This window comes from Leifsonia xyli (assembly GCA_001647635.1).
Lineage (GTDB): Bacteria > Actinomycetota > Actinomycetes > Actinomycetales > Microbacteriaceae > Leifsonia > Leifsonia xyli_A.
On the sequence record CP014761.1, the window covers coordinates 2,640,418 to 2,652,311 of the forward strand.

An 11,894-nucleotide genomic window follows, 5' to 3' on the forward strand; every position below is an offset into this window, starting at 1 on the left:
CGTCAGAGGTACAGTGATGACATTACGTGTCGTCACTCGAATGGAGCTCACGTGCCGATCCCCGCCTCTCTTCCCAACGTCGCCGCGATGCTCGATCGACCGTACGGCGAGCTAGCGGTGCGCGAGGCGCCGTTCCCCGAACCCGCAGTCGGCCAACTTGTCCTTCGAGTGCGGGCGGTCGCTATCAATCCGCTCGACGCAATCGTCCAATCGAACGGGCGGCTGATGTACGGCTGGCTCGATTACCCCGTCGTGCTCGGGGAGGACGTCGCGGGCGAGGTCGTTGCCGTCGGCCCCGGTGTCGACGCCTTCGCCGTCGGAGACCGTGTGTGCGCTTACGCAATGGGCATCGAAAAGGGCCGGGACGCGCGCGCGGGCGGCGGGTTCCAGCGGTACGTGGCTGTGGAGGCCTCGATGTCCGCGCGCATCCCTGCCGGACTTCCGTTCGAGCGGGCGGCTGTCCTCCCGCTCGCCTTTTCGACGGCTTCTGCCGCGCTCTTCGAGGCCGGGCAGCTGGGGCTCGACTACTCGTCTCTCGGGGCTGGGGCCGCGCGAGACGAGATCGTAGTCGTGTGGGGAGGCGCCACGTCGGTCGGCGGCAACGCCATCCAGCTGGCGAAGGCCGCCGGTTACCGGGTCATCACGACCGCCTCCCCAGCCAACCATGAGCGAGTGCGGGCGCTCGGGGCGGAGGCCGTCTTCGACTACCGGTCGCCTGATGTCGTTCGGGCGATCGTGGAGGCGGTGCGCGGCTCGGTCGTTGCGGGTGTGGTCGCCATCGCGGTCGGTTCTGCCGAACCGTGCGTAGCCATCGCCGCGCTAACCCGGGCGAGGAGGGTGGCGCTCACGAGCCCCTCCGTCTCCTTCTACGACCAACCGCGCCGTGGGGGACTCTCCTGGCAACGGAGCAGGCTGCTCGCACGGTTGGTGCTCTCCAATGTTTCGCTGCAGGCCAGGTGCGCTGTCAGCCGGGTTCGCGCGCGTTTCGTGTGGGGAAGTTCCATCGCGACGAGCCCCGTCGGGGCGGCGCTGTGGGGCGGCTACCTGCCCGTTGCGTTGGCCCGAGGGGAACACCGCCCCGTCCCGCAGCCGCGGGTGATCGGCTCGGACCTGGCGGCCGCGCAGCTCGGGCTGGATCTGATGCGCCAGGGCGTCTCGGCCGAGAAGCTCGTGATCGCACTCGAGTAGGAGCGCATCAGCGAGGGGCTCACGATCCGTTGCGATGGCGGAGGCTCGCCTCGACGAAGTCGGCGACCAGCTTCCGCTGCACGGGAGCCCGGAACGCGACCTGGACCGGTACCGCGATGCGCGGGTGCGTCGGCTGAACCCGGACGCTCGGGGGAGCCGTCAGCGGGGCCGATGAGTAGAGCAGCGTCCAGCACTCTCCCGCGGCGACATGCCCGCTGAGCGTGTCCTGGGGGGTCGTGAAGGCGGGACCGGGCCGGGGCGCGAACCCCGCGGCGGCGCACGCCTCCCAGATAAGAGCGTGGAAGCCCGGGTTACGGCTCCCGTCGGCGAGAGACAGCGGCAGGTCGGCGAGGCGCGCAAGGTCGATCGTCCCGGACGGGTCCGCCCACCCGGCCGGCACCGCGGCCAAGAGGTCGTCGCTCCAGAGCCGCCGCACGACGATGCCGGCGCGGGGTTCGGCGGCACGCACGAAGGCGACGTCGAGCCGACCCTCCTGCAGGTCGTCGAGCTTGGAGGCGGTCGGTTTCGAGTCGAAGCTCAGCCGGACCTGCGGGTGCCCCGCCCGGAAGGCCTCGAGGATCGCGTCGAGGCGCGGACCGAGAAGCTCGCTGGTGCCGATCCGCAGCTCACCGCGCCGCCCGGCAGACAGGTCGGCTGCGATGCGTTGCGCCTCGTCCGCCGCGGCGAGCACCTTCCGCGCGTGCTTCAGGAACACCTCCCCGTCGCGCGTGAGGGTAACCCGACGGTGCGAGCGGTCGAACAGCTGGAGGGAGAGCTCACGCTCCAACCGGCTGATCTGCTGGCTCACGGCGGCTTGCACAATCCCGAGGCTCTGCGCGGCCCGGCCGAAATGGAGGTACTCCGCCACCTCCACGAAGTAGCGGAGCTGTCGTAGTTCCATCGATCCTCCCGGGCCACGAACGATCACCGTGAGTGATCGTTCCGATTCCATTGTGGCCCTTGGTCGTGGGCTTTCCCGGTTCTTACCGTGGTCATGCAACGACAGAAAGGTAGGCATCACATGCGAGCAGTCTTCAATGCACCTGAAGATCCGGCGCGGATCGTGATCCGCGGTGACACGCCCGAACCGGCGGCAGCCCCCGATGAGGCGATCGTGGAGGTGCACGCCTTCAGCCTGAACCGGGGCGAGCTCGCTCTCCTCCGCTCTCGCCCGGTCGGGTGGCGGCCGGGTCAGGACATCGCGGGCATCGTCATCCGCGCCGCGGCGAACGGCACGGGCCCGGCGATCGGCTCGCGGGTCGTGGCGCTCGTCGAGCAGGCGGGCTGGGCGGAGCGTGTCGCCGTGCCGACGGATCGGCTGGCCGAGATCCCGGACGGGGTGGACCTCGCCGCCGCCGCCACACTCGGCATCGCCGGAAGGACGGCCCTCAACACCGTCCGGCTGGGAGGCGCGCTGCTCGGCAGGCGCGTCCTCGTCCTGGGCGCCGCGGGCGGCCTCGGTCGGTTCCAGGTGCAGCTCGCGGCTCTGGGCGGGGCGGAAGTGGTCGCGGTTTCACGGCGTGGTAGTGCTGCCGGGGAGCTCGCGGCCCTGGGAGCGCAGGAGGTGGTCTCCGACGCCGACGACGCCCCAGGACTGTTCGACCTGGTCCTCGACGGCATCGGCGGTCGTGCCGTCGAAGCCGCGATCCGGAAGGTCGCGCCGTCCGGGACGGTTGTCCTCGTGGGCGCTTCCGACCGCGAGCCCGGTCGGGTGTCCCTGACGAGCTTCTTCGGGCACGAGAACGCGACAATCCGGACGTACTTCTCGGCTTTCGCGCCATCGCCTATCAGCGCGGACCTCGGGTACCTCGTGGGGCGGCTCGGCGATGGCCGGCTGCGGGCCGACCTCGGGTTCAGCGCCCCCTGGGAGGAGCTCCCTCGCGCGATCGAGGCCCTGGCCGAGGGGCGGGTCGCCGGTAAGGCGGTTCTCACCCTGCGGTGATCCCTCCGGTGGCAGCGGGGCGGTTGCCCCGCCGCGCTGCCACCGACTCAGGCCGCCTTGCGCTCGATCCCAACCGCGTCGCCGGTGGACGCGTCGCCTGTCGACGCCTCGATCGTCGAGACGGCCCGTTCCCACGCGGACTCGTCGACCTTCAGTGCTGATCTCAGGTAGGCGGTGGTGAGGCGCTGGAGAATCGCGACGCGCTCGGGGTTCTCATCGGTGGTCTCGGCGACCTCGTACCCGGGGTGGAATATCGAGTTCGAGGGCGAAATGTCCGTTAGGGGAACCTTCCACGGCTTGCAGAGGTATGTCCAACCGGTCACCGAGGGCAATGGATGCGCTGTCAGGCGGCCCCATCCACGGAGGCGATGCGACCCCGACAATCCGCTGGCGTCTCTCTGCATCGCGTGGGACAATTGCGATATCGCAACTAGGAGGCGGTGACGTCATGGGAGAGCAAGAAGGGCGGGACGACCGGGAGGGTCGCTACACGCAGTCGGATCCCGAGGTACCTGAGCCACGCGGTGTACATGGTCAGTACACCGAGCGAGAGAGCGAGGGCCCGCAACCCGATGTCCTCGGTACGTACATTGGAACGGAACGCGAGGGGACAGAGCCGCTGGTGCGGAGCACCCACCAGCGGATCGGCAACTACCCGGCGTCGGAGCGTTATTCGGCAAGCGAGCAGGGTTCCGATTCTGCAGAGCACCAGAGAGAGCATCGCCACCACAAGCAGAACTGAGTCAGGAATATCGCATTCCCCGATTGCGAACGCTGCCCAGGCTCCGCCGGGGATGTTTGACGAGCGGGGCAACCGTCATCCGTGGTTAGCTTCAGCGTTGACGAAGTCGATGATGCGCTGCCAGTGTCGTCCGATGATGTCTGCACCGCCGCTGAGGCGTTCGACTCGCGCTTGGGGCGCGGCGTGGGCGTACCACTGTGCGTCGTGGACCGTGGCGTAGGCGTCCACGGTCCCGTACAGGATGAGCGTGTCGGCTTCCACGTGCAGGGGAGTCGGGCTGGGCTCTTCGAACGCGTGATGGTCGACGATGGTACCGGCCTCCCCTTGTGTGAACGCGGTGTTCAGCATCCGCTTCACGCGGTCGGGGTAACCGAGCGGCTCGCCGGACGCGCCGTTGGGGGTCAGTTCGGCCTGCCAGGCCGGCCCGTTGGCCGCTCGTGATGGGGCGGGCGCTGCGACTAGGACGAGCCGATTGACGAGGTGTGGGTGACGGGCGGCAAGTGCGGCTGCGTAGATTCCGCCTTCCCTCCAGCCGATGACGCCGATTCCGCCATAGGTGGTGTGCGCTGGCCGTTCTCGGGCGCTTGTCTCAGCTTCGCGCAGGTAGCCGGCGAGGTCGTCCACCCATTGGGCGACGCTGATGATTTCTTGTTCGGTTGCCCCGTAGCCAGGGCGTTCGAAGGTCAGCAGGTGGAGCCCTGAGCGCGCCGTCACATCGGGTGCGGGGTCGAAGCCGGAGGCGCCGGGTGTCGGGTGTAGGAGCACGGCTAAGCGTTCTCCGGCGGGGTCGCCGAGGCCGGTCATGCCCACTTCTCGGCCGCTGGGAAGCCGAACCAGCCGATATGTCATCTCGTTCCTCCTTGTTGTTCTTGCTGGATGTCGGGTGCTTCGCCGGCCGCGCTCGGGTCAGTTGCGCGGGTGAAGGATGCGACCCGATACGGACGGGCGTCCGCTTCTTTGAGTTCGAGCCCGTGTCCGGGGGCCGCCCGGTCCGGTACCAGGTCGCCATGGCGTAGGGCCGGGACCCCGTCGAAGAAGGCTCCTGCGATGCGGGCGTGGTCGTGGAAATATTCGACGTTGATCGCGCCGTCGAATGCGGCGGCCACGGAGGCGTGTAAGGCGGGTGCTGTGTGGGCGCTAAGGGGGATGCCGTGTGTGCGCGCGAGCGTGGCGGCGACACGGAAGCCCGTGATGCCGCAACGGGTGGCGTCGGCCTGCAGTACGTCGACGCATCCTGCCGTGACGAGGTCACGGAAGTCAGCCGGCGTGTATCCGTACTCGCCGGCCGCGACCCGGATTGGGGCGGGCATCCGGTCGCGGAGTAGGCGCAGACCGGCACGGTCGTCGCTGGACACCGGCTCTTCGAACCAGGTGACGCCGAGGTCGGAGAAGCGGTCAGCGAGGTGGAGGGCTTGTTTGCGTTCGTAGGCGCCGTTCGCGTCGACGAAGAGTTCTACGTCGGGGCCGATGGCCTCGCGGGCGAGGGCGACGCGGCGCGGGTCGTCGTCTGGCTGGGATCCGACTTTCATTTTAACGGCGCGGAGTCCGTGCTCGGCCCAGGAGCTCAGCTGTTCGGTCAGTTCTCGGTCGGTGTAGTCGGTGAAGCCTCCGCTGCCGTAGGCGGCGATGGTGTCGTGCGCTCCGCCAAGGTAAGAGGTCAGCGGTACTCCGGCGAGCCGAGCGGCCAGGTCGTGCGCGGCGATGTCGACGGCCGCGATTGCGCTCGCGCACAGGCCACGCCACCCGATGTTGCGGACGCCGCGGGCCATCGCCCAGAAGAGGCGTTCGGTGTCGCGGGTGTCCATCCCGTCGATGATCGGCCAGAGGACGTCGCGGATGATTCCGAGAGCGGCGGTGGGGGCGTGGGTGAAACCGAGCCCGGTTTCGTCGCCTGCGCACAGCCTCACGACGATCAGGCCGGTCGAGTTCCATGTGATTGTGCCGTCGCTTTCAGGCCGTTCGCGCCCACCGGTAGCAGTGGGGACGTCGAATGCATCCGTCGTGATGGCGCGGAGCCGCGCCCCATCATCAGTTCCCATGGTCGTGGTGGTGGTCGACGTGCAGTGCGTCCTTCACCCGCTCCACCCCCTCGGTGATGAGCGATGCGGCGGAGTCCTTGATCGCGCCGATGCCGTCCGGGTCGCCCTTCAGCAGTGCGAGGCCGGTGTTCTTGGCGAACTCGTACGTGATGTGTGGCGGAAGCGGTGGGATGTTCTTGCCCGTGTACGCGTCGATCACGGTCACACCGCGGTGGGCGAGCGCGGTGTCCCAGGCCGCCTCGATCTCGTCGTCGGAGTGCACGGCGATGCCCTGGAACCCGAGCAGCCGGGCCCAGCCCGCGTAGTCGACGGACTCGACGTCCTGCGACGTCGGCCACACGGGGTTGCCGTCCTCGGTCCTCATCTCCCACGAGACCTGGGTGAGGTCGTCGTTGTGCAGCACCAGCACGACGAAGGTGGGATCGTCCCACCTCGACAGGTACTTCTTGAGGGTGATGAGCTCGTTCATCCCGAGCATCTGGAACGCGCCGTCGCCGATGGTGCAGACCACGGTCCGGTCGGGGAAGGCGAACTTGGCTGCCTCGGCGTAGGGCATGGCGGCGAGCATGGAGGCGAGGCGGCCGGAGAGGTCGCCGCGCATCCCGTCGCGCAGCCGGATGTAGTGGCCGTACCAGTCGGCGGTGGTGCCGGCGTCGCAGGTGACGATGGCGCCGGCGGGGAGGCGCTTGTTCAGCTGCGCGTAGACCTTCCGCGGGTTGACGCCGTCGTCGTAGTGGTTCTCGGCCTGGGCAGCGAGCTCCTCATCCCAGTCCCGCATCTTCGCGGCGACCTTCTCCTGCCAGGACAGGTCGTCCTTCTGGCGCAGGAGGGGGAGGAGGCCGGCGAGGGCCGTCTTGACGTCCGCCCAGATGCTCACCTCGGTGGGGTAGCGCAGCCCCAGCTGCTCCGGACGGAGGTCGATCTGAACGGCCCGCGCCTGTCCCGTCTCCGGCAGGAACTGGCCGTACGGGTAGTTCGTGCCGAGCAGCACGAGCGTGTCGCACTCCCGCATCTGGTCGTAGCTGGGCCGTGAGCCGAGAAGGCCCACCTGCTGGGTGTGGAAGGAGATGTCGCCGGGCACCACCTGCTTGCCGCGCAGCGACGTGACGACACCGGCGCCGGACAGCCGCGCGGCCTGCAGCACCTCATCCGTCGCGCCGACCGCACCGGCGCCGACGAGGAAGGTGACGCGCTCGCCGGCGTTGATGATGTCGGCGGCTGCCTGCAGCTGCTCGAGTGGAGGCGCGATCGCGGTGGACGGGGCCACGGCGCTCGAGCGCGAGACCCACATCTCCGCTCCCGGCTCCGCCATCTTCAGCCCCTGCACGTCGTGGGGCAGGATGATCACGCACGGCTGCTTACGGGTGATCGCCGTGCGGAACGCCGTGTCGACCACGGCCTGCGCCTGCTCCGGCGACACGATCGTCTGCACGTACTCGGCGACGTCGTCGAACGCCCGCTCGAGGTTGCTCTCCTGCTGATTGAAGGTGCCGAACGAGTTCAGACCCTGCTGGCCGACGATCGCGACCACCGGCTGGTTGTCCATCTTCGCGTCGTACAGGCCGTTCATCAGGTGGAAGCCGCCGGGGGAGGAGGTGGCGATGCACACGCCGACCTCGCCGGTGAACTTCGCGTGCGCCGTCGCCATGAAGGCGCAGATCTCCTCGTGCGTGGGGCGGATGTACTCCAGGCCCTCGCCCGCGCGCTCCGCTTTGCCGAGCATCCCGTCGAACTCGCCGATCCCGTCGCCGGGGTAGCCGAAGACGCGTCGCACGCCCCACTCCCGCAGCCGTCCGATCACGAACTCGCTGACCGTCTGTGCCATGTGTGTCTCTCCTTAGGTCGCCCGATTCAGGGTTCCGGGCGCTCGATGAGCCGGTCGGCCGCGCGGGCGGCTACGGCCATGATGGTGAGGGCGGGGTTGGCGCTGCCCTGGGTGGGCAGCACGCTCCCGTCGGTGATGAGCAGGTTCGGGACGGCGAACGTCCGGCAGTTCGCATCCACAACCCCTTCCGTCTCGTCGGCGGCCATGCGTGCGCCGCCGACGAGGTGGGCGTAGCGCTGGACGGTCATGGTCTCCTGCGCGCCAGCGGCCTCGAGGATCCGCTCCATGGTCGCCTGCGCCGCCTTCGCCAGTGCCCGATCGTTGTCGCACTGCGTGTACGAGAAGTGCGCTACGGGAAGGCCGTACCGGTCCTTCTCGTCGGCGAGCGTCACCCGGTTGTCCGGCTGGGGGAGGAACTCGCAGAGTGCGCCGAGGCACGCCCAGTGCACGTAGTCGGACATGTAGCGGCGCAGGTCGGCGCCCCAGTGGCCCTGCGCCATGACGTGCTCGGCCCAGGTGATCGGCAGCGGGGACACCGTCTGGATGGAGTAGCCGCGCTTGTACGGCTTCGTCGGGTCGGTCTCGTAGAACTGCTCCGTGCTGACCTCCGGCGGTGGCGCCTTCCACATCCGGATCTCGTCGGAGAACCGGCCCGCGGTCTGCGGCGCGCCCTGGACCATCAGGTAGCGGCCGACCTGGTCGAATTCGTTGCAGAGGCCGTCGGGGAAGCGCGTTGAGGCCGAGTTGAGCAACAGCCGCGGCGTCTCGATCGAGTACCCGGCGATCGCGACCATCCGCGCCTGCTGGAACCGCGGGACGCCGTCGCGGAAGTAGTGCACGCCGATCGCGCGGCCGGTGCGCTCATCCACCTCGATGGAGGAGACCATGCAGTCGGCGCGCACCTCGGCTCCGTGGTCGAGCGCGTCCGGGATGTGCGTGATGAGCGGCGACGCCTTGGCGTTGACCTTGCAGCCTTGGAGGCAGAAGCCGCGGTAGATGCAGTGCGGCCGGTGCCCGAACCGGCCGTTGGTGATCGCGACCGGGCCGACCTTCGCCGTGATCCCGGCCACGTTCGCCCCACGCAGGAATGTCTCGCCGTTGCCGGAGACTGGGTGCGGTCCGTGCGGGTAGGAGTGCGGGTCGCCCCACGGCCAGTCCTCGCCGGCGACGGGGAGCTCGTTCTCGATGTCCTCGTAGAACGGACGGAGTTCGTCGTAGGAGATGGGCCAGTCGGCTCCCACGCCGTCGTTCGTCCGGGTGAGGAAGTCGCTCGGGTGGAACCGGGGGACGTAGCCGGCGTAGTGCACCATGGACCCGCCGACGCCGCGGCCGGAGTTGTTGGAGCCGAGCGGGACGGGGTCGCCGCCTCCGATCTGGCGCGGCTCGGTCCAGTAGAGGTGGTGCGATCCGGCCTCGTCGCTCACCCAGTCGCGGCCCGGTTCCCAGAACGGGCCGGCGTCGAACGCGACCGCGCTCCAGCCGGCGCGCGCGAGGCGCTGGAGCAGCACCGAGCCGCCGGCGCCGCAGCCGACGATCGCGATGTCGACCTCGTCGGTGTCGGCGTAGCGGCGCATCCCGTCACGGAGGTCCGGACGGGTGCGCGACCCGTCGGGCGTGAGCAGCCACGCCGACTGGTTGCGGTCGCGGACACCGTCGAGAGCCGCCGCAGCGGCCCCGCGCAGCGCGGTCACGAGTCGCCTTCGACCGTCGTGATGGGCAGCTGGGCGGGATGGGCGTCCTCCACCTCGAACGGCTCCCGCTTCCCTACTCCGAGGTTCTTGTAGCCGCGCGGGTACGCGGGACCGTCGAAGCCGATCTCGTCCCAGGCGCGGGGATGGCTGTAGAACGCGGTGCAGGCGTAGCGCGTCCACAGGCTCCACACTTGCCCGCGGTGGAGCCCGTGCCAGTCGCCGTCGCCGGTGTGGATGACCTCCAGCAGGGCGCGCCTGCGCTCGTGGTCGCAGTCGGCGAAGGTGCACCCGTGCGCCGCGCGCGCGTCGTCGTCGAGGGCGGCGAGGGTGCGGTGCCACGACTCCTGGTCCGTCGGCATGGTGTCGTAGTGCCAGCCGTCGGTCTGCTTCTCGGCGAGTCGCGCATCCACCATCGCGGTCACGGGGATTCGGTCGTCGCCTTCCTGGCCGAGGATCTCGTCGAACAGGGCGGTCGCCGTCGCCTGCTCCGTCACGTCGAAGAAGCGGATGTCGGAGGGGCGGCCCACGCGGGCCAGCACGACGGCCCGGGTCTCCTCGTCCCAGTGCCGCGCCTGGTCGAGCACACGGAACCCGGGGAACCGTTCCGGCACGTCGTCCCCGCGCTGCACTGGCGGGGTGCTCACTTCTCGCGCCTCAGGATCGCGGCGAGAAGTCCCATCCCACCGACGACCGTGACGAGCAGGGGCGCAAGGAGCGGGGGACCCATCTCCAGGTTGTAGAGGGCGTTACGCCACCCCCCGGGCTTCTGCGCGATGCCGCGGGCGTGCAGGTAGGTGCCCTGGAGGCCGTTCGCGACGATGGTCGCCGCGGCGATCGGGAGGAACGTCTTGGCCGCCCGCTTGCTGAACGCCCCGGCGATCCCGGCGGCGGCGCCGACCGGTCCGAGCGCGATCGGCGCCCACATCCACGGGTTGCCGAAGCTGGCCTTGTCGTGCTCGAAGTAGATCTCCGCCGCGGTCACCAGGGAACCGGCCGCTGACAGGCCGGACAGGGAGCGCTCGAAGCGTCCCGTCTCGATGTTCCGGACCATGCGGTCGATGCCATGGAGGGCCGTGGTGGTCTTGCGTGGGGTCATTTGCTGTCCTGTTCGTTCGCTGCCCGACGGAAACGGTGTTTCGGGTCCGGGAAGGAGCTGACCGGGGCGACCTGGTTGCCGGTGAGCCCGTTGCCGATCCAGCCGAGCACGAGCCGAAGCCGGCGTCCTGGGCTGGGGAGTGCGAGGGCGTGATACACCTTGTCGACAGCCCAGGCGGTCAGACCACGAAGCGGCAGCCCGCGCAGGACTGCGGCGCCGCGCATGCCCCCGTAGCTGGCGAGAGTGCCCAACGACCGGTGCCTGTATGCGACGGGCGCGTCGCCGGCGAGGGCGTTCCGGAGGCTGCGAGCGAGTGTCCTCGCTTGGCGGATGGCGTTCTGCGCGTTCGGGGGATAGAAGGCGGGCTGTTGATGCACGGTCAGGTCGGGCACCTGCGCGTTGTCGCCGAGACCCCAGGCTCCTTCGACGGGGGTCCCGTCGTTGCGGACGACGCGCAGGTACGCATCGCATTGCACGTGGCCCTTGCGGCCGCGGGGCACGTCGATGTGATCGAGGACCGGGTTCGGGGTGACGCCGGCGACCCACACGATGGTGTCCGACGCATGGGTGGAGCCGTCGCTCAGGACGACTTCGCCGTTGTGGCAACTGTTCATTTCGGTGTGGAGCAGCACCGTGATGCCGCGGCGGCGGAGGAGGTCGAGCGTCCACGAGGACAGTTTTTCGGTGAGTTCGGAGGCGATGCGCCCAGCCGCCTCGACCAGCATCCAGTGCATGCGTTCCCCGTACAGTTCCGGGTAGCGACGGAATTCTGTGACCGCGAGTCGTTGGAGTTCGGCGATCGCCTCGACTCCGGTGTAGCCGCCGCCGACGAACACGAAGGTCAACGCCCGCCGCCGCTCGGCCGGGTCGGTGCTGGCGGCGGCGAACTGGATACGGTCAAGGACGTGATCACGGAGGAAGGCGGCCTCCTCGATGCTGGAGAAACCGATTCCGTTCTCGATCAGACCGGGGATGGGCAGCGTCTTCGTCACCGCACCGAGCGCGAACACGACATGGTCATAGTGAATGGGTCGCTGTGTGCCGTCGAGGGTGCAGATGACCGCGACTCTGCCGCCCGTGTCGACCGAGGCGACCGACCCCGGCACCAGCTCGGCGTGCCTAAGCGGGTGGCGGAGGGGGACGACGGTGTCACGCGGCTGGGTCTCGCCGCCGGCGACCTCGGGTAGCAGCGGTTTGTAGGTCAAGTACGGCTGCGGGTCCACCACGGTGAGCCGGATCCGGTTACGGGCGGCCTCCCGTTGCAGCGCCCTGGCCACGGTGAAGCCGGCGAACCCGGCGCCGAGCACGAGCACATGGGGTGGGGTCATCGGTCACTCCTTGCCGATCGGGATGCGGTCTTGGGTGGTGGTC

General features: G+C 69.3%; 11 protein-coding genes and 1 pseudogene. 2 read left to right on the forward strand and 10 right to left on the reverse strand.

Translation table 11 applies throughout. From position 1 onward, the window contains the following. Positions 1 to 87 precede the first annotated feature (87 nt). On the forward strand, positions 88 to 1,188 hold the full coding sequence (locus A0130_13085; GenBank protein ANF33438.1) for a Zn-dependent oxidoreductase: 1,101 nt from the start codon (positions 88 to 90) through the stop codon (positions 1,186 to 1,188). 19 nt (positions 1,189 to 1,207) lie between these two features. Here the strand turns inward: A0130_13085 and A0130_13090 are convergent, their stop codons facing one another. Beyond that, a complete protein-coding gene (locus tag A0130_13090) occupies positions 1,208 to 2,089 on the reverse strand; it encodes a hypothetical protein (protein ANF32482.1) in 882 nt (293 codons plus the stop codon). Between the two features lie 120 nt (positions 2,090 to 2,209). Between A0130_13090 and A0130_13095 the strand changes: the two genes are divergently transcribed. After that, positions 2,210 to 3,130 (forward strand): hypothetical protein, encoded by a 921-nt coding sequence (locus A0130_13095; protein ANF32483.1) that lies wholly within the window; start codon positions 2,210 to 2,212, stop codon positions 3,128 to 3,130. 47 nt (positions 3,131 to 3,177) lie between these two features. On the opposite strand, the gene A0130_13100 is transcribed toward A0130_13095, so the two are convergent. The 9 genes and pseudogenes from A0130_13100 to A0130_13140 form a co-directional block, all read right to left on the reverse strand. Next, positions 3,178 to 3,453 carry a hypothetical protein gene (locus A0130_13100; GenBank protein ID ANF32484.1) on the reverse strand — a complete coding sequence of 92 codons (276 nt, stop codon included), beginning with the start codon at positions 3,451 to 3,453 and terminating at the stop codon, positions 3,178 to 3,180. 107 nt (positions 3,454 to 3,560) lie between these two features. Then, entirely contained in the window at positions 3,561 to 3,767 is a 207-nt protein-coding gene (locus tag A0130_13105; protein ANF32485.1) for a hypothetical protein, read from the reverse strand. A gap of 180 nt (positions 3,768 to 3,947) precedes the next feature. Beyond that, a complete protein-coding gene (locus A0130_13110; GenBank protein ANF32486.1) occupies positions 3,948 to 4,220 on the reverse strand; it encodes a hypothetical protein in 273 nt (90 codons plus the stop codon). A gap of 581 nt (positions 4,221 to 4,801) precedes the next feature. After that, positions 4,802 to 5,911 (reverse strand): annotated as a pseudogene (locus tag A0130_13115) (hypothetical protein). Beyond that, a complete protein-coding gene (locus A0130_13120) occupies positions 5,901 to 7,736 on the reverse strand; it encodes a hypothetical protein (GenBank protein ANF32487.1) in 1,836 nt (611 codons plus the stop codon). Before A0130_13120 ends, A0130_13115 begins: the two are co-directional and overlap by 11 nt. A 26-nt stretch (positions 7,737 to 7,762) precedes the next feature. Next, positions 7,763 to 9,427 carry a glucose-methanol-choline oxidoreductase gene (locus A0130_13125; protein ID ANF32488.1) on the reverse strand — a complete coding sequence of 555 codons (1,665 nt, stop codon included), beginning with the start codon at positions 9,425 to 9,427 and terminating at the stop codon, positions 7,763 to 7,765. Further along, positions 9,424 to 10,056 carry a hypothetical protein gene (locus A0130_13130; GenBank protein ID ANF32489.1) on the reverse strand — a complete coding sequence of 211 codons (633 nt, stop codon included), beginning with the start codon at positions 10,054 to 10,056 and terminating at the stop codon, positions 9,424 to 9,426. The genes A0130_13125 and A0130_13130 overlap by 4 nt, the downstream gene beginning before the upstream one ends. Before the next feature lie 11 nt (positions 10,057 to 10,067). Further along, the gene (locus A0130_13135; protein ID ANF32490.1) at positions 10,068 to 10,523 is read right to left on the reverse strand and encodes a hypothetical protein; all 456 of its coding nucleotides are present in this window, start codon (positions 10,521 to 10,523) and stop codon (positions 10,068 to 10,070) included. Next, on the reverse strand, positions 10,520 to 11,851 hold the full coding sequence (locus A0130_13140) for a pyridine nucleotide-disulfide oxidoreductase (protein ANF32491.1): 1,332 nt from the start codon (positions 11,849 to 11,851) through the stop codon (positions 10,520 to 10,522). The genes A0130_13135 and A0130_13140 overlap by 4 nt, the downstream gene beginning before the upstream one ends. Between the last annotated feature and the right edge of the window lie 43 nt (positions 11,852 to 11,894).

Excerpts from the sequence above, each read along its gene's own strand:
- A0130_13085 (ANF33438.1), top strand. The coding sequence starts at position 88 with ATGCTCGATCGACCGTACGGCGAGCTAGCGGTGCGCGAGGCGCCGTTC.
- A0130_13140 (ANF32491.1), bottom strand. The coding sequence starts at position 11,851 with ATGACCCCACCCCATGTGCTCGTGCTCGGCGCCGGGTTCGCCGGCTTC.
- A0130_13135 (ANF32490.1), bottom strand. The coding sequence starts at position 10,523 with ATGACCCCACGCAAGACCACCACGGCCCTCCATGGCATCGACCGCATG.
- A0130_13090 (ANF32482.1), bottom strand. The coding sequence starts at position 2,089 with ATGGAACTACGACAGCTCCGCTACTTCGTGGAGGTGGCGGAGTACCTC.
- A0130_13110 (ANF32486.1), bottom strand. The coding sequence starts at position 4,220 with ATGCTGAACACCGCGTTCACACAAGGGGAGGCCGGTACCATCGTCGAC.
- A0130_13095 (ANF32483.1), top strand. The coding sequence starts at position 2,210 with ATGCGAGCAGTCTTCAATGCACCTGAAGATCCGGCGCGGATCGTGATC.
- A0130_13120 (ANF32487.1), bottom strand. The coding sequence starts at position 7,736 with ATGGCACAGACGGTCAGCGAGTTCGTGATCGGACGGCTGCGGGAGTGG.